The 16,439-nt window shown below is 64.2% G+C and carries 15 protein-coding genes; 13 read left to right on the top strand and 2 right to left on the bottom strand.

The window, feature by feature from the left end:
• Window positions 1–216: 216 nt before the first annotated feature.
• The 9 genes from RFM40_RS05580 to RFM40_RS05540 all read left to right on the top strand — a co-directional run bounded on the left by RFM40_RS05580 (window position 217) and on the right by RFM40_RS05540 (window position 8,906).
• Complete coding sequence (locus RFM40_RS05580) at window positions 217–522, top strand: helix-turn-helix domain-containing protein (protein WP_320271948.1); 306 nt, start codon at window positions 217–219, stop codon at window positions 520–522.
• On the top strand, window positions 522–2,537 hold the full coding sequence (gene hyfB / locus RFM40_RS05575; RefSeq protein WP_320277321.1) for a hydrogenase 4 subunit B: 2,016 nt from the start codon (window positions 522–524) through the stop codon (window positions 2,535–2,537). Before RFM40_RS05580 ends, hyfB begins: the two co-directional genes overlap by 1 nt.
• Complete coding sequence (locus RFM40_RS05570; RefSeq protein ID WP_320277294.1) at window positions 2,528–3,484, top strand: respiratory chain complex I subunit 1 family protein; 957 nt, start codon at window positions 2,528–2,530, stop codon at window positions 3,482–3,484. The genes hyfB and RFM40_RS05570 overlap by 10 nt, the downstream gene beginning before the upstream one ends.
• A complete protein-coding gene (locus RFM40_RS05565; protein ID WP_320277293.1) occupies window positions 3,484–4,146 on the top strand; it encodes a hydrogenase-4 component E in 663 nt (220 codons plus the stop codon). The genes RFM40_RS05570 and RFM40_RS05565 overlap by 1 nt, the downstream gene beginning before the upstream one ends.
• Window positions 4,143–5,594 carry a hydrogenase 4 subunit F gene (locus RFM40_RS05560; protein ID WP_320277292.1) on the top strand — a complete coding sequence of 484 codons (1,452 nt, stop codon included), beginning with the start codon at window positions 4,143–4,145 and terminating at the stop codon, window positions 5,592–5,594. The genes RFM40_RS05565 and RFM40_RS05560 overlap by 4 nt, the downstream gene beginning before the upstream one ends.
• A 19-nt stretch (window positions 5,595–5,613) precedes the next feature.
• Window positions 5,614–7,125 carry a hydrogenase large subunit gene (locus RFM40_RS05555; RefSeq protein WP_320277320.1) on the top strand — a complete coding sequence of 504 codons (1,512 nt, stop codon included), beginning with the start codon at window positions 5,614–5,616 and terminating at the stop codon, window positions 7,123–7,125.
• A 21-nt stretch (window positions 7,126–7,146) separates the two neighbouring features.
• Window positions 7,147–7,686: an NADH-quinone oxidoreductase subunit B family protein gene (locus RFM40_RS05550; RefSeq protein WP_320277291.1), complete on the top strand. Its 540-nt coding sequence runs from the start codon at window positions 7,147–7,149 to the stop codon at window positions 7,684–7,686.
• Window positions 7,687–7,796: 110 nt separating this feature from the next.
• The gene (locus RFM40_RS05545) at window positions 7,797–8,156 is read left to right on the top strand and encodes a VOC family protein (RefSeq protein ID WP_126096822.1); all 360 of its coding nucleotides are present in this window, start codon (window positions 7,797–7,799) and stop codon (window positions 8,154–8,156) included.
• 312 nt (window positions 8,157–8,468) lie between these two features.
• A complete protein-coding gene (locus tag RFM40_RS05540; RefSeq protein ID WP_320277290.1) occupies window positions 8,469–8,906 on the top strand; it encodes a hypothetical protein in 438 nt (145 codons plus the stop codon).
• Here the strand turns inward: RFM40_RS05540 and RFM40_RS05535 are convergent.
• The gene (locus RFM40_RS05535; RefSeq protein ID WP_320277289.1) at window positions 8,903–9,355 is read right to left on the bottom strand and encodes a hypothetical protein; all 453 of its coding nucleotides are present in this window, start codon (window positions 9,353–9,355) and stop codon (window positions 8,903–8,905) included. The genes RFM40_RS05540 and RFM40_RS05535 overlap by 4 nt on opposite strands.
• Between RFM40_RS05535 and RFM40_RS05530 the strand changes: the two genes are divergently transcribed.
• Window positions 9,308–10,963, top strand: coding sequence for an ATP-dependent Clp protease adaptor ClpS (locus RFM40_RS05530; RefSeq protein ID WP_320277288.1), 1,656 nt, complete (start codon window positions 9,308–9,310; stop codon window positions 10,961–10,963). The genes RFM40_RS05535 and RFM40_RS05530 overlap by 48 nt on opposite strands.
• A 103-nt stretch (window positions 10,964–11,066) precedes the next feature.
• Here the strand turns inward: RFM40_RS05530 and RFM40_RS05525 are convergent, their stop codons facing one another.
• Complete coding sequence (locus RFM40_RS05525; RefSeq protein ID WP_320277287.1) at window positions 11,067–11,972, bottom strand: LysR substrate-binding domain-containing protein; 906 nt, start codon at window positions 11,970–11,972, stop codon at window positions 11,067–11,069.
• Between the two features lie 56 nt (window positions 11,973–12,028).
• On the opposite strand from RFM40_RS05525, the gene RFM40_RS05520 reads away from it, so the two are divergent.
• The 3 genes from RFM40_RS05520 to RFM40_RS05510 all read left to right on the top strand — a co-directional run bounded on the left by RFM40_RS05520 (window position 12,029) and on the right by RFM40_RS05510 (window position 16,070).
• Complete coding sequence (locus tag RFM40_RS05520; protein WP_320277319.1) at window positions 12,029–13,468, top strand: FAD-binding oxidoreductase; 1,440 nt, start codon at window positions 12,029–12,031, stop codon at window positions 13,466–13,468.
• 35 nt (window positions 13,469–13,503) lie between these two features.
• Window positions 13,504–14,667 (top strand): MFS transporter, encoded by a 1,164-nt coding sequence (locus RFM40_RS05515; RefSeq protein ID WP_320277286.1) that lies wholly within the window; start codon window positions 13,504–13,506, stop codon window positions 14,665–14,667.
• Between the two features lie 242 nt (window positions 14,668–14,909).
• Window positions 14,910–16,070 (top strand): glycoside hydrolase family 172 protein, encoded by a 1,161-nt coding sequence (locus tag RFM40_RS05510; protein ID WP_320277285.1) that lies wholly within the window; start codon window positions 14,910–14,912, stop codon window positions 16,068–16,070.
• The last annotated feature ends 369 nt before the right edge of the window (window positions 16,071–16,439 follow it).

The following is a 16,439-nucleotide window of genomic DNA, read 5'->3' as shown; positions in this document are numbered from 1 at the left end:
GCTGGTTGCTCGCGCCACCCTGCGCACGGGTGCGCCTCCTCATCACTGACTTCCGCTGAGAATCTGGTCGCCCTAACGATTCCGCCGCGAGAGTTCAAGCGCCTCATGCTTTCACCAGCATCCATGTTTGAAACATCATTTATTGACGGTAAGACCTTTTAATGTATGCTTCAGCGCCGAGAGCTCATACTTCAAAACTAAGCAAGAGAGTCGTCGGTGATAACCGCACCACAATTGCGCGCCGCCAGATCGCTGCTCGGCATCGATCAGCGCCGGCTTGCCGAATTGTCCGGCCTGTCGGTGCCGACGATCCAGCGTATGGAAGCCAGCGGCTCGATCATCCGGGGCAACGTCGATTCGCTGATGAAGCTGATCGCGGCGCTTGAGGTGGCCGGCATCGAATTGATCGGGGAAGGCGCGGTCAGCCAGGGCGGCGGACGCGGCGTGCGGCTGAAGGCCGGCCTCGATCCGGCCAGGGCGCCCGATACCAGCGACGCCGGGCTCGGCGGGAGCCTGCCGTGATTTCGACCGTTGCCTTTCTTCTGTGCGGTCCCGCCGCGCTTCTGGCAACAGCCATCTTGGCCGGAGCCGTCAGTCGGCGCGCCTCGGCGACACGCTTCGTCTATGGCGCGGCGCTCGCCATTTCGGCCGCCTTGCTCGTCATCGTCGCAGGCCACCTCGCAGGCAATCCCGGCGAGGTGTCTGCCATCACCTTGCCGGTCGGCCTACCGTGGACCGGCGCCCGGTTTCGGCTCGACGGCCTGTCGGCGTTCTTTCTTGTCGTCGTCAACCTGGGCGGCGCCATCACCAGCCTCTACGGTCTTGGCTACGGCAAGCACGAATCCGCGCCGCATCGCGTGCTGCCGTTCTACCCAGCCTTCCTCGCCGGCATGAACCTCGTCGTGCTGGCCAACGACGCCTTCAGCTTCCTGCTGTCCTGGGAATTCATGTCGCTCGCCTCCTGGGCGCTGGTCATGGCGCACCACCGAGATGCGGAAAACAGGCGAGCCGGCTACATCTATCTGGTGATGGCAAGCTTCGGCACGCTGGCGCTGCTGCTGGCCTTCGGCCTGCTGGCGGGGCCGGCAGGGACCTATGCGTTCGACGCCATGCGCGCGGCACAACCCGGCCCGCTCGCCGCCGGCGCGGTGCTTGCGCTCATGCTGCTCGGCGCCGGCTCCAAAGCCGGCCTCGTCCCGCTGCACGCCTGGCTGCCGCTCGCTCATCCGGCAGCACCCAGCCACGTCTCGGCGCTGATGAGCGGCATCATGACCAAGGTCGCCATCTACGGTTTCATCCGCGTGGTGTTCGACCTTCTCGGCGCGCCGGCATGGTGGTCGGGCGTCGCAGTGCTTCTCATTGGCGGCGCGACGGCGGTTCTGGGCATCCTCCATGCGCTGATGGAAAAGGACCTCAAGCGGCTGCTTGCCCACTCGACCATCGAGAACATCGGCGTCGTCTTTGCGAGCCTCGGCCTTGCGCTGGCCTTCAAGGCGAACGCCATGCCGTCGGCCGCAGCGCTGGCCTTCACCGCGGCGCTGTTCCACGTGCTCAACCATTCCTTCTTCAAGAGCCTGCTGTTTTTCGGCGCCGGCGCCGTGCTGACGGCGACCGGCGAGCGCGACATGGAAAAGCTCGGCGGCCTGATCCATCGCATGCCGGTGACCAGCTTCGTCTTCCTCGTCGGCTGCGTCTCGATTTCGGCGCTGCCGCCGTTCAACGGCTTCGCCTCCGAATGGCTGGTCTTTCAGGCCATATTGCAAAGTCCCGAGCTGCCGCAATGGGGACTGAAGGTCATCGTGCCCGCCGTCGGCGGCATGCTGGCGCTGGCGGCGGCGCTGGCCGCGGCCTGCTTCGTCAAGGCATTCGGCATCACTTTTCTTGGCCGGGCGCGATCGGCGGTGGTGGAACAAACGCATGAGGTCGACCGCTGGTCGCTGACGGCGATGGCCCTGCTTGCCGTCTTCTGCCTGCTCGCCGGCGTCCTGCCCGGCTTCGTCATCGACGGCCTGTCGCCGGTGACGCTCTCGCTCATCGGCGACCGCATGCCGGTGCAGACGGCCGATCCTTGGCTGTCGATCGTGCCGATCGCCGAAAGCCGCAGCTCCTACAACGGCCTGCTGGTGTTCGTCTTCATCACCATCTCGGCCTCGCTCGCGGCCTTCTTCATTCATCGCTTCGCCTCGCATGCGCTGCGCCGGGGCCCGGCATGGGGATGCGGCTTCGCCGACGCGGTACCTGCGGCGCAATACACGGCCGTTAGCTTCGCGCAGCCCATTCGCCGGGTCTTCGGCAGCTTCGCTTTTCGTGCCCGGGAGACGGTGGAAATGCCGGCGCCGGGTTCCCTCGAACCGGCGCGCCTCAAGGTGGATTTCCACGATGTGGCCTGGGAGATTTTCTACCAGCCGATCACGGGTGCGATCGATTTCGCCACCGAACGGCTGAACTACCTGCAGTTCCTGACGATCCGTCGCTATCTGACGCTGGTCTTCCTCTACCTCGTCATCCTGCTTCTGGTGCTTGCGCTATGGCCGTGATTTTCCAGCTGGCCGTGCAGGGGGCCCAGATGCTTTTGGTGCTTTTGCTGGCGCCGCTGCTGATCGGCTTCGTGCGCAAGGTGAAGGCAAGGCTGCTGAGAAGGCAGGGACCTTCGCTCATCCAGCCCTATCGCGATCTGGTCAGGCTGATGCGCAAGGAAGTCGTGCTGGCCGAAAACGCGTCCTGGCTGTTCCGCGTGACGCCCTACCTGATCTTCGCCGCCACCTGGGTCGCGGCGGCGCTCGTTCCGACATTCGCCGCCGGCCTCCAGTTCAGCTGGACCGCAGACCTCATCGTCATCGTGGCGCTGCTCGGCAGCGCGCGCTTCTTCCAGGCGCTGGCCGGCATGGACGTGGGCACCAGTTTCGGCGGCATCGGCGCCAGCCGCGAGGTGATGATCGCCTCGCTGGCCGAACCCGCGATGCTGCTCATCGTGTTCAGCCTGGCGCTGGTCGCCGGCGCCACGCAGCTTTCGACGGTCGCGGCCTTCATGAGCTCGCCCGAGGTCGGACTGCGGGTGTCGCTCGGCATGTCGCTGATCGCCCTGGTGATGGTGGCGATCGCCGAGAATGCGCGCATTCCGGTCGACAATCCGGCCACGCATCTGGAGCTCACCATGGTCCATGAGGCGATGATCCTGGAATATTCCGGCCGCCATCTGGCGATGATCGAACTCGCCACCTTCCTCAAGCTCGTGCTCTACGTGTCGCTGATCTCCTGCGTCTTCCTGCCCTGGGGGCTGGCGAGCGCCGGGGCGGGGCCGAAAGCGCTGGCCATCGGCGCCGCCGCCTACCTCGCCAAGCTTGCGGTGCTTGCCATCCTGCTGGCCGTGTTCGAGACGGCGGTGGCTAAGATGCGTGTCTTCCGCGTGCCGGACTTCCTGGGCGCGGCGCTGATGCTGGCGCTGCTAGGCACGCTCTTGCTGTTCGTCTCGCGGAGCCTGTGATGAACGGTCTCACCTTCGACATCGCCCATCTGCTCGCCGGCAGCCTGGTGCTGGTCTCCTTCATGATGCTCTACCAGGACCGCCTGTTCGCGCTGATCAACGTCTTTGCCCTGCATGCGGTCGTGCTGGCGCTGTCGGTGGCCTGGCAGGCCTATATCCAGGAAGCGCATCATCTCTACATCACCGCGGCAATAGCGCTGGTCTTCAAGGCGATCGTCATCCCCGTCGGGCTGCATCGCATCATCCAGCGGCTCGGCATCCATCGCGACATCGAGACCGCGGTCGGCATCGGTCCGACCATGCTCGCAGGCATTGGGCTGGTGACGCTCTCCATGCTGCTGATGCTGAGGGTCACGCCCGAGGCCGACCCGCTCGCCCGCGAGGATCTCGCCTTCGCGTTGTCGATCATATTGCTTGGCCTCCTGGTGATGGTCACAAGGCGCAACGCCGTCAGCCAGGTCGTCGGCTTCATGTCGCTGGAGAACGGCCTGGTGCTGGCCGCCACCGGCGCCAAGGGCATGCCGCTGGTCGTCGAGATCAGCGTCGCCTTCTCGATCCTGATCGCCTTCATCGTCATCGGCGTCTTCCTGTTCCGCATCCGCGAGCGGTTCGATTCGGTCGATGTCGGCGCGCTCGACGACTACCGGGGAGAGCGCCAGTGACCGCGTTCTCCTTCGATGCCGTGGCCGCGATCCTTTTTATTCCAGCGGCTGCCGCGGCCATTCTGGCGGCATTGCCGAACTACAAGATGACGGCGGTCGTGAACGTCATAGCGAGCCTGCTGACCTTGCTCGCGGCGCTCTCGCTGTTCGTCACCGAACGGCCGGCGCCGGGACAATATATGCTGGTGGACGACCTCAACATCGTCTTCATCGTGCTCAACACATTCGTCGGCTTCACCACCAGCGTGTTCAGCGCCTCCTATATCGCGCATGAGCTGGAGACCGGGCGGCTGACCGCGCCGAACCTCCGGTTCTACCACGCCATGTACCAGATCATGATGTTCGGCATGAATCTCGCCTTCGTGTCGAACAATATCGGCCTGATGTGGGTCGCGGTGGAGCTCGCCACGCTGACCACCGTGCTGATGGTCGGCATCTACCGCACGCATGAGGCGCTGGAGGCGGCCTGGAAGTATTTCATCCTCGGCAGTGTCGGTATCGCGCTCGCTCTGTTCGGCACCATCCTCGTCTACATGGCCGCCCAGCCGGTTGTCGGCGCGGGCACCAACGCCATGGTCTGGTCGGTGCTGATCGACAAGGCGGCGCATTTCGACCCGGCCCTGCTCAGCGTCGCCTTCATCTTCCTGCTGCTCGGCTATGGCACCAAGGTCGGGCTCGCGCCGCTGCATGCCTGGTTGCCCGACGCGCATGCCGAAGGCCCGACGCCGATCTCGGCGGTGCTGTCGGGCCTGCTGCTCAACGTCGCGCTCTACGCCGTGCTGCGCTTCAAGCTTTTGCTCGCCGCGAGCCCTGAGGCGATCGGCCCGGGGCCGCTGATGGCGACGATGGGACTGACCTCGCTGATCTTCGCGGCCTTCATGCTCTACCGCCGCCGCGACATCAAACGCCTGTTCGCCTATTCCTCGATCGAGCACATGGGCATCATCGTCTTCGCCTTCGGCATGGGCGGCCCACTCGCCAACTTCGCCGGCCTGCTGCACATGGTCATTCACAGCCTGACCAAGTCGGCGATCTTCTTCGCCGTCGGCCATATCGCGCAGGTCAAGGGCACGCAGAAGATCTCCGAGATCAGGGGGCTGACCGAAAGCCATCCCGGGCTTGGCTGGGCGCTCGTCATCGGTGTCGTGGCAATAGCCGGCCTGCCGCCGCTCGGCATCTTCATGAGTGAATTCCTGGTCGTCAGCTCGACCTTCGCCAGACATCCCTGGCTGGCGATCCCGCTGGTGTTCGGGCTGCTCATCGCCTTCGGCGCGCTGCTTTTGCGGCTGACCGGCCTCGCCTTCGGCGAGCCGCGCGGCGGCACGGCGCCGGTCGAGGCGTCCTACGTGCCGATGTATTCGCACCTCGCCTTGGTGTTTGCCGCCGGCGTCTATCTGCCGGCGCCGCTGGTCGCGTGGTTCCAGCATGTCGCCGGTATCCTGGGGTGAGGCCATGAGCAGGAAGAACATGCCCGCGCTGATAGATCTCATCGAGGCCGGTCGCCCGGTCGAGCATCACGCTCCCTGGCGGCGCGCCGTGGTGGCGCCGAAGGTCTGGAACCTAGCCGTCGAACAGCTCGCCGCCGGCCGCTGGAGCCTGCTCGGCCTGTGGGGCGAGCCGGACAGGGTGCACATGGCGCTTCTCGACGAAGCGCTAAACATCGGCGTGATCAGCCTGGACTGCCGTGGCGGCCGCTATCCGTCGGTCGGCCAGCAGCATCCGCCGGCGCTGCGGCTGGAGCGCGCCGCGGCCGATCTCTTCGGCCTGGCGCCGCAGGGTCTCCCCGACACCCGCCGCTGGGTCGACCACGGCCAATGGGGCGTCAGCCATCCGCTGGCAGCGCGGCCGGGTGGGCCGGCGGCTGCGTCCTCCTACCGGTTCATGGCGGCGGAGGGCGAGAGTCTGCACCAGATCCCGGTCGGGCCGGTGCATGCCGGCATCATCGAGCCGGGGCATTTCCGCTTCACGGCAAGCGGCGAGACGGTGGTGCGGCTGGAGGAGCGGCTGGGCTATGTGCATAAGGGCATCGAAGGCCTGATGGCCGGCGCGTCCATCGATCGTGCGGCAAAACTCGCGGGCAGGACGTCGGGCGACAGCACGGTAGCCTATTCCCTTGCCTTTGCCCGCGCGGCGGAAGCGGCGCTCGGCGTCGCCGTACCGCCGCGCGCAGTCTGGCTGCGCGCGCTGATGGCCGAGCTGGAGCGCCTTGCCAATCATCTCGGCGATATCGGCGCCATCTGCAATGACGCCGCCTTCGCGCTGATGCATGCGCATTGCGGCGTGCTGCGCGAACGCGTGCTGCGCGCCGCCGATGCGGCCTTCGGCCATCGCCTGATGCGCGACCGCATCGTGCCCGGCGGCGTGGCAAGCGATCTCGGCGAGGCCGGGACGAGCGCCATCCGATCGCTGGTCGCGGAGATCAGGCAGCGCTTTCCGCATCTGGTCGAGCTCTACGACAACACGGCATCGCTGCAGGACCGGACCGTCGCGACCGGTAGGCTCAAGGTCGAGCTTGCCCGGCAATATGCGGCGGGCGGCTATGTCGGGCGCGCCTCCGGCCGCGATTTCGATGCGCGGCGCACCCCAGGCTACGCGCCCTACGATCAACTCGCCTTCGATGTGCCGGTGCTGCAGGAGAGCGACGTCAACGCGCGCGTCTGGATCCGCGTGCGCGAGGTCGAGCAGAGCCTGTCGCTGGTCGAGCAGATTCTCGGGCGGCTACCCGCCGGCCCGATCCACGTCGATATTGATGCGCCAAACGGGCCGCGCGAGGGCATGGCGCTGGTCGAGGGTTTCCGCGGCGATATCCTGGCATGGCTGCGCATCGGCGAGGACAGCTCGATCGAGCGCTGCCACCTGCGCGATCCGTCATGGTTCCAATGGCCGCTCCTGGAAGCGGCGATCGAAGGCAACATCGTCGCCGACTTCCCGATCTGCAACAAATCGTTCAACTGCTCCTATTCCGGCCATGATCTTTAACGTGGCCCGAGGCACGCCGTCATGCGCAAGCTCCTCTTCGAAAGCCTGATCCGCCCGCCGCTCACCGAGCGTCCGCCTGAGGTGAGCGATGCGGCGGTCGATGAGCTGGCGCGCGCGCTCGACGGTGTCGCCCGCAAGAGGCTCGGCCGGAGCCTGTCGATCCGCGCGGTCGACGCCGGTTCCTGCAATGGCTGCGAGCTCGAAATGCACGCGCTCAACAACGCCTTCTACGACATCGAGCGCTTCGGCTTCCGCTTCGTCGCGTCGCCCCGCCATGCCGACGTGCTTTTAGTCACCGGGCCGGTCACCAAAAATATGCGCGAAGCGCTGAAGCGGACCTTTGACGCGACGCCCAACCCGAAATGGGTGGTGGCGCTGGGCGACTGCGCCAAGGACGGCGGCTGCTTCGCCGGCAGCTACGCAATCGTGGGCGGCGTCTCGGACGTGGTGCCTGTCGACCTGCATATTCCGGGCTGCCCGCCGCCGCCGCTAGAGATCCTCAAGGGATTGATCGCGCTGCTCGAGGGAGCGAACGCGAAGGCCGACGCTTCCAGGGGCTGAACCTATAGAGCCTTTCACCGTTTCATGGAAATAGCGAACCGCGCTCGTGGAACGTCACGCAGATCTATGCGTTTGCGCATAAACCTGCGCGGTGATGACGGAGCGCGCACATGGCATCCATCCGATACATTGTGACGAACGTGGATAGATCGGTCGAATTCTATCGCGATAAGCTCGAGTTCTCAGTGAACATGCACAATCCCGGCAAGTTCGCAGCGCTTGTTCGTGGTGATCTGACGCTCTATTTGAGCGCCCCAGGAGCGGGCAGTGGAGGAACCGCAGGCGGCGATCCGGAACCTGGCGGATGGAACCGGTTTATGATTGTTACGAAGGACTTGGACGGTCTCGTCAGCCGGTTGAACGCCGGTGGGGCCGAATTCAGAGGAGCAATCAGCGAAGCCGGCGCCGGTCGAGCCAGGCTTCTGAAAGACCCATCCGGCAACTTGATTGAGCTGTTTGAATTCAAATAATTAATGCTGCTGGCCGTCTCCTCTGCTTGCGGTAGCAGCATATAGTATCGTTCCCGCGTCAGGCTCGTTCGAGCGTCAATCCGGCGCGCTCTATCCCAGCTTCGGCAGCCTCACAGGACGCTTCTCATCCATGCCAGGAAGGACTCCATCACCGCCGATCGGCTGCGCGATGCGGGCCGACCAAAGATCGTGGAAAATTCGGGAGATACAGCCTACGCAACGGACGTCGATTGCACGCGTTCTATCTGTTGGGAGAACGGTGACCGATTTGATGGCCAGCCTCATGTGCTGACAAAATCGGAGGCGATTAGGATGTCTAAATTCAAAGAAGCCCTTGAACGCGGCAAGGAAGCTCACCGTCAGCAAGAGAAACGCATCCGCAATGACAAGGCGGATGCCCAAATTACGGACTTCGGCGCTCAAGCCAGGGCCTGGTTAAACGATATCGTGGTCGCGTCGTTGGAAGCGGCCAGGGCAGAGGTGGCGGGCGAGGTGACCATATACATAGACACCACGCCACGCCGCGAAGTCAAAGCGTTAACACCCTCCCTCCGGTTCCAGATCTACAGAGAAGGATTGGAAAAGACGGCCAGAAAGACGTTCACAGTCAGGGTTCAACTGAGTGGGGAGGCATCAGTTTCTTCGCCCGGGATGGTGGCAGAGGATGTCGGAAATATAGGGGATAGGTCCGCCGAGAGGTTTCGCAATTTGCTTGTCAAGCTGATCGAGGACGCTGCTAAGGGCGCTTAGCAGATAGGCAAAGCATCATTGCGTCCTGTCTGGGCAAGAAGCCCCACGCCGGTCCGAAGTGCCACCGGCGTACGCCTGTAATCGTCATTTTCGCCGACGGCATCGGGCAGGATTTCATCGCCTTCCACTGCGGCAGGCAGGTGCGTCTCTTGCCGGCGTCCAAGGTGCTGCGGCTCGTCATCGATCAGTGAGCTGCCGCACGATGGCAGGGCCGTCGTGCAGCTTATCGATCGACGGCCAGGCGCAGCACGAAAGGGGCCGGCGAGAGCCGCACCTGCCTGTCCGGTCGAAGGCGATGAAATCCTGCTTGTCAAGCAACACGGATCGCGGTTCGTTAACAATTCATGCAACCCGGCATAGGTAGTGTTGGTCTGCAGCAGCTTGAGAAGTGAGCCGTCCCATTGCGCAATGCCGCCGCCGAAGCCACTGATTTGCAGCTTGTCATTCACAATGACGACCAGACTCCTTGGGAGTTCGTCGTCGATCTCGTTCGCTCGGTCTTCGATCGGTCGCAGGCCGAAGCCGAGACCTTCGCCGCGACGGTGACCCAGCAGGGAGAGGCTGTGTGCGGCAGCTATCCTTTCGCTGTGGCGAAGGCGATGCTGGATACGGCGCAGCAACGCGTCAAGGCAGCCGGCCACCCGCTTCGCATCACTGCTACCCCGAAGAGAACCGAGAGCGTGACCGCGGCCGACCTTCCAGCACAGGGCCCGCGTGACAAGAAGTTCAAGTATGCCCATGAAGCAATCGCATGGCATTTTGCCGGGCTGGCGCATGACGAGATCATCGCAACCTCCCGCCAGTTTCCCGGCCATATGCGCGCCGACGTGCAGGTGGCGCTTGACAAACTGTTCTCGATCTCGCCCGTCCGCTTCTTCGGCCTCTACGAGCAGTACCGCTATGAGACGCTGACCTATGCGGCCTTGACGAAAGAAGGACAGCACGCCGTCACCATCTCGGCGGCGCAGTATCAGGATGTCGATATCGGCGACCGCGAGCCAATTAAGTGTCTCAACAACGGTCTATGGCTCAATCAGGATGAAGATCTGCACTACGCGGTCGTGCTGTCCTTTCACCGTGAATACGGCCGTGAGGCGGGAACCTGCGTCGAGATCGCCGTGCCGGCCGGCGAAGACGGCGTGGCCCTTGTGGACCGCTGCTTCTCGCAATTGGAGGCTGCCATCCATACTGCGCGATCCTACCGCGGCAAAGTTCTTTCCCTGGAAACGGAAGGAGACTATCAGGGCCGCTCCAAGGGCGTGATGGTCCATCGCCTGGCGCAAGTGCAGCGGGACCAGGTCATCCTGCCGGAACAGACGCTGAAGCTTCTTGATCGTAACGTGATCCGGTTCATCGAGAGCCGGGAAGCGCTGAGGCGGCTTGGGCAATCGACGCGCAAGGGCATCCTGCTCTATGGCCCACCGGGCACTGGCAAGACGCACACCATTCGCTATCTCGCCGCCAACCTCCCTGGTCATACGACACTCATCATAACGGCCGGCCAGATGGGCCTTCTGTCGCAATACATGACGCTGGCACGGTTGCTGCAGCCGGCTACGGTGGTGATCGAGGATGTGGATTTCATTGCCCGCGACCGCGAGAACATGGCGGGTCCGTGCGAAGAATCTCTCCTCAACGCCTTGCTGAACGAGATGGACGGATTGAAGGATAATGCCGACATCCTGTTCATCCTTACCACCAACCGGCCCGAACAGCTTGAAGGTGCGCTAACAGGGCGGCCAGGGCGCATCGACCAGGCCATCGAGGTGCCGCTGCCGGACGACGACTGTCGGGAGAAGCTGGTGCGCCTTTATGGCGGCGGGCTAAAACTTTCCGACAGGATCGTGGGGGAGGCAGTGGCGCGCACGAAGGGCGTCAGCGCTGCCTTCATCAAGGAACTTATGCGCCGCACCGCGCAAACGAGCATCATGCGTGGCGACGGAGAGACTGTGACCTCCAAGGAGCTCGCCGAAGCTTTGGACGACATGTTGTTCACGGGCGGCCGGCTCAACGTTAGGCTGCTTGGTGGAGCAACCGACGGAGCATCAAGCTGCTAAGCTGGTGTCGACTTGTGAGCGGGTAACGGCGACTGTCGTTGCCTTGACGAAATAACGGCATTCGGCTCGTCGCGTCATAAGGCGCCCGCGGCAGGTCGGGCAGTCACATCACGCTTCTCATCCACGCCAGGAAGGACTCCATCACCGCGGATCGCGGACTGTGTTGCATCCACACGACATAAAAGCTGTAACCCGGCAGGGACAATGGATGCGCCTTGACGAGCGAGCCGTTCTCCAGCTCGCGGCCGACCACGACGTCGCTCAGGATCGCAATGCCTTGCCCGGCGACAACCGCGTCGATCGCATGCAGTTCCTCGCGGAAGCTCAAATCCCAGGCTTTGTCCGGGATCAGGTCCGGATCGATCGAACGGGCCGTCGCCAGCCACCGGCGCCAGGTGGGAGCGTCCGGATCCCGGTTCATCCAGTCGAAATGGATCAACGGATAACGCAGGAGATCAGCGGCACGCTCTATCGCGCGCCCGTCGCTTGCCAGCAATCGCGGACTGCAAATGGGAAAGAAGGAATCGCGGCGCAGCTCTTGCGATGCAAGGCCAACAGGCGGGCGACGCGTGTAGCGGATCGCCATATCGGCCGCGCCGGCGCGCAGGTCGAGCACCGCGTCCGTCCCTATGATCTCCAATGGCACGGCCGGGTTGGCCTCTCGCCATTTCGGCAACCGGGGCACCAGCCACCGGCTCGCGAAAGCGTTCGGACTTGTCACCCGCAGTGGCGCTTGAACATCCGGCTCGGCGACCGCGGCAAGGGAACCGGCGAGAAGATCGAAGCCATTGCGGACGATAGGGAACAGCCGCGCTCCCGCGCTCGTCAGCGCGAGCGGGCGCGGCTGGCGCTGGAACAGCTTGCGGCCGCATATCTCTTCCAGCAAGCGGACCTGGTGGCTGATCGCCGTCGGCGTCACGCCGAGCTCCACCGCTGCGGCCTTGAAGCTGCCATGCCGGGCGGCGGCCTCGAAGGCGTGCAAAGCACGCAGCGGCGGGACGTTCCTCATGCCGCCAGTGTAGATGAATTCTGCTCATCCAGTAGCCAAGAATTTCGCTTTTGCAGATGGCGGGCCCCTGTGAGACCGTGCTTCCCTCGGAACCGAGGGCGACTGCGATGGAGATTGCGCGACAGACCGATGCGTTATCGGGCCGATCCCATTCTTCGGCGATCGAGCAACTGCGGCAAGGCTTGCGGGGCGAAGTGGTGTTGCCGACAGACGCGGCGTACGATCAGGCGCGCGCGGTCTGGAACGGGGCGATCGACAAACGCCCTGCCGCAATTGTCTTTTGCGCCGATCCCAATGACGTCATTCGTGCCGTGACCTATGCCCGGTCACAAGGCTCACTCGTGGCGGTTCGCAGCGGCGGCCATAACGTCGCTGGCCTGTCCGTCTGCGACGACGGGATGGTGATCGATCTATCGCGCATGAAGAAGATTGTCGTCGATCCCGAGCGCCGCATCGCCAGGGCCGAAGCCGGTCTGACCCTTGGCGAGTTCGACGCGGCCACACAGGCCCACGGTCTTGCGACGACCATGGGCGTCAACGGCGACACCGGTATCGCCGGCCTTACACTCGGCGGAGGCTTCGGCAAGCTCGGGCGAAAGCACGGCCTGAGCTGCGATAATCTAATCGCCGCCGAAATCGTCACGGCCGACGGACGGCTGCTGCGAACAAGCGCCGGCGAGCATCCCGACCTGTTCTGGGCCCTGCGCGGCGGCGGCGGCAATTTCGGCATCGTGACGGCGTTCGAATACCGGCTGCATCCTGTCGGCCCGGCCCTTCTCGTAGGCTCGGTGCTTCACGCCTATAATCAGGCGCGCGAGGCCATGCGGTTTTACGACAAATTCTCCCGTGACGCCCCGGACGAGGTGAGCGTCGACGCAGCGCTCGTCACACTGCCGTCGGGCGACCGTGCCTTCAGCATCTCGGCTTGCCATGTCGGGTCACCCGAAGCGGGCGAGCCTGTCATCGCACCGCTGATGAGATTCGGATCCCCCATCGAAAGCCGCCTTCAAGCCGTTCCCTATCTTCAGATTCAATCGGCTGGCGACAGCCTCTTTCCGCGTGGACGACGCTATTACTGGAAGGCGCAGTTCCTGCACCGGATCAGCGATGGCGCGATCGAGGCGCTGCTCGACAGTTATGCGAGGGCTCCCAATCGCTCGTCCCTGCTGGTTTTCCAGCAGGTCGGCGGAGCGATCGCCCGCGTGCCGGCGTCGCACTCGCCCTATGCCAATCGCGATGCGGCGCTCGACTGCTTCCCGATCGCTATCTGGGAAGATCCGGCCGATGACGAGGCAAATATTCGCTGGGCGCGCGAGCTGTGGAATGAGGTCAGGCCGTTCTCCACCGGCGGTGTCTATGCCAACAATCTTGGCGATGAGGGCGACGAGCGCGTACGTGATGCCTACGGCGGAAATTATGCGCGCCTCGCCGCCGTCAAGAAGCAATACGACCCTGCCAATTTCTTCCGGCTGAACCAGAATATCAGGCCTGGATAATTCGCAATCCGTGGGGAACCGTGCGCAGCCGCTGGATGATCCTTGCCGTGCTCTTCGTCGCCCGGGCGGCGATGGCGGTGCAGTTCCAGAGCATCGCGGCCATTGCGCCGGAATTGGGCAAGGACCTGAACGCAAACCTTGCCGGTATCGGCGTGCTCATTGGCCTCTATTTCGCGCCGGGCGTTGCGCTCGCGCTTCCCGGCGGCGCGATCGGCAAGCACTTCGGCGACAAGGCGGTCGTGCTCGCCGGCCTGGCCCTGATGCTGGCGGGGGAAATTCTGCTGTGCGCCTCGTCTTCATGGAGCGTTGAGATCACCGGCAGGCTGATCTCCGGCGTGGGCGGCGTCCTGCTGAACGTGTTGATGACGAAGATGGTCGTCGACTGGTTCGCGGGCCGGCAGATCGCCACGGCAATGGCGATCTTCATCAACTCATGGCCGTTGGGCATTGCCCTCACGCTTATTGTGCTGCCGCTGATCCAAGCGGAATTCGGCATAACGGGGACTGAGATCGCGGTGATGGCACTCATCGCCGCGGCGCTGGCATTGGTGGGACTTTTCTACCAGCGGCCCGGCCAGACGATCGCTCCGGTTTCGGTGGAAGCCTCGCGGCTTGCGAAGCCGGCCGTCTGGGCCGTGCTGCTGGCAGGCTCGATATGGGCTTTCTACAATGTCGGTTTCGCCATGATCTTCAGTTTCGCGCCGTCTATGCTGGTCGAACGCGGCTGGTCAACCGCCGCGGCCGGCTCTGCGGTCAGCATCGTGCTGTGGCTCGCCGCGCTGTCCGTTCCAGTCGGCGGTTATCTCGCGGATCGCACCGGGAGCCGCAATGCCATGCTGGCGGTTAGCTGCCTCGCCTTCGCGGCACTGGTTCTGGTGTTGTGGCGCGGTTCTGAGACGCTCCCCACCTTGGTTGCTCTCGGCTTGGTCTGCGGCCTGCCGGCCGGAGCGATCATGAGCTTGCCGACACGCGCCCTGGCGCCGTCGACGCGGGCGCTTGGGATGGGCCTCTTCTACACGATGTACTACGCCACGATGCTCGTCGCACCCTGGCTCGGCGGCAGGTTTGCGCTTTGGGCTGGCAGCGCCGGCGCAGCCCTCGGCCTTGGCTCGGCCGCTCTTCTGGCGTGTCCGATCCTGCTGTGGGAGTTCGAACGCCGGCTGCTCCTGCCGGAGCGGACGGTACCGCAGGTGAATTGAAACCGGGCGCCAGCCTGTTCCGGCAAGTTCGTCCAGGGGTCTTAGCTCACCGATCGACGACGAGGCTCGACACCGGGCGCTACAGCAGCGCCCCTGCCGCCTGCGCCGAATTGCGCGCCCTGCCTGAAGTTCACACGACAGCTTGCCGGCGCTGCCCATGCTTGTCCCGTTCTTCGAGCGAGCAAGATTGCCGAATCCACCGGCGACCCCAAGTGAGAGGGAGACAAATACGGGAGCGACTGATGACCCAAGCCGGACTTTCACCGCTGCGCGGCCTCGCCAAGCTTCGCGATGCCAGGACGCGACGCTTTTCCAGCTACGACCGCACCGGCGGCAACGACGACCGCCTGCACATCGAGCCGGGCGAGACCGTGACAATCGCCGAATATGAAGGCGCCGGCATCGTCACCCACATCTGGGCGACGCTGGCGTGCGGCAGCGAAAGCTTTCTGCGCAAGATCGTGCTGCGCGCCTACTGGGACGGCGAGGACCAGCCCAGCGTCGAGACGCCCATCGGCGACTTCTTCGGCATCGGTCACGCCCGCACGAAGAATTTCGCCAGTCTCCCCGTGCAGGCAAGCCCCGAGGACGGCAAGGGCTTCAACTGCTATTTCCCGATGCCCTTCGCGACCGGCATGAGGATGACGGTCAGCAACGAGGCCGAGGACGAGCTGGTGCTCTATTGCTATGTCGACCTCGAGCTGCATGACGGGCTGGAGGACGATCTCGGCCGCTTCCACGCGCAGTACCGCCAGGCGCGGCCCCAAGGCATGGCGGAGACCGGCCTCACCAACGAGCAGTTCCTCTTCGGCGGCGAGAACACGGACGGCAAGGACAATTATACGATCCTCGAGGCCGAGGGCCGCGGCCACTATGTCGGAGTGCTGTTCAGCGTCTTTTCGCGCCGGCGTTCCGCGCAGTGGGACTGGTATGGCGAAGGCGACGACATGGTCTTCGTCGACGGCGAGCCCGGTCTCTCGGTGCCCGTTCGCCAGCCCGACCGGCGCATCGGCCAGCAAGTGGCGCTCATCGCGCCGCGCGGCGAGAGCGCGCCGGGCGCCAATGACGCCTGGCCGCCGACGCTGCACGGCACCGGCACGGAGGACTATTTCAACACCGCCTGGTGCCCCACCCAGGATTATTCGGCGCCCTATCACGGCGTCATCGCCGCGGGCGGGCCGAACTGGAGCGAACCGGTCACGCTCTATCGCTGGCATATCGAGGACCCGGTGATCTTCCGCCAACGCATCCGCGTCAGCATCGAGCACGGCCACGCCAACCGGCGCTCGGACGACATCTCGTCGGTCGCCTTCTGGTACCAGGCCGAGCCGCACAAGCCGTTCACGCCGCTGCCGGCGGTCGCCGCGCGCATCCCCGGTTTCGGCCGCAACGCGGAGGGGTAGGACGGGGCAATCGTGTCCCATGCGCGAGCGGAGCTGGGGCCGAGATCGGCATCGATGCCCGGTTCATCTAGTGCAGGAGCATGAATGGCGCACCATTCGAGCCGAAAGTGTGAACGTCTATGTCTTTGAAATAAAAGAAGAAAACCACACACTTGACGAGTCCAAGGGACAAATTTCCAACAGGGCTTTTGCGCCCCCAGTCCCGGAACGGCGCGGTCCAAAAGTTCGTGGCATCGAAGAAGGGCCGGCCCTTGTGTGCGGTTGATACGCATCCTGACATGAATGCGCGAACCTTCGTGCTACGGTGCAGGTGGTTTCTGGGACACCCAATCTCGCCAGCCATGAAGTGAAGAGGAGAGTTTACCACGT

Source organism: Mesorhizobium captivum, from assembly GCF_033977165.1.
In the GTDB taxonomy this organism is placed as follows: domain Bacteria; phylum Pseudomonadota; class Alphaproteobacteria; order Rhizobiales; family Rhizobiaceae; genus Mesorhizobium; species Mesorhizobium captivum.
This window is presented reverse-complemented; position numbering and strand designations above follow the sequence as displayed.

What these genes read in the sequence shown, in the direction of transcription:
- RFM40_RS05540 (WP_320277290.1), top strand. Translation starts at nt 8,469, where the DNA reads ATGTCTAAATTCAAAGAAGCCCTTGAACGCGGCAAGGAAGCTCACCGT.
- RFM40_RS05550 (WP_320277291.1), top strand. Translation starts at nt 7,147, where the DNA reads ATGCGCAAGCTCCTCTTCGAAAGCCTGATCCGCCCGCCGCTCACCGAG.
- RFM40_RS05565 (WP_320277293.1), top strand. Translation starts at nt 3,484, where the DNA reads ATGAACGGTCTCACCTTCGACATCGCCCATCTGCTCGCCGGCAGCCTG.
- RFM40_RS05570 (WP_320277294.1), top strand. Translation starts at nt 2,528, where the DNA reads ATGGCCGTGATTTTCCAGCTGGCCGTGCAGGGGGCCCAGATGCTTTTG.
- RFM40_RS05525 (WP_320277287.1), bottom strand. Translation starts at nt 11,972, where the DNA reads ATGAGGAACGTCCCGCCGCTGCGTGCTTTGCACGCCTTCGAGGCCGCC.
- RFM40_RS05520 (WP_320277319.1), top strand. Translation starts at nt 12,029, where the DNA reads ATGGCGGGCCCCTGTGAGACCGTGCTTCCCTCGGAACCGAGGGCGACT.
- RFM40_RS05545 (WP_126096822.1), top strand. Translation starts at nt 7,797, where the DNA reads ATGGCATCCATCCGATACATTGTGACGAACGTGGATAGATCGGTCGAA.
- RFM40_RS05555 (WP_320277320.1), top strand. Translation starts at nt 5,614, where the DNA reads ATGCCCGCGCTGATAGATCTCATCGAGGCCGGTCGCCCGGTCGAGCAT.
- RFM40_RS05515 (WP_320277286.1), top strand. Translation starts at nt 13,504, where the DNA reads ATGATCCTTGCCGTGCTCTTCGTCGCCCGGGCGGCGATGGCGGTGCAG.
- RFM40_RS05510 (WP_320277285.1), top strand. Translation starts at nt 14,910, where the DNA reads ATGACCCAAGCCGGACTTTCACCGCTGCGCGGCCTCGCCAAGCTTCGC.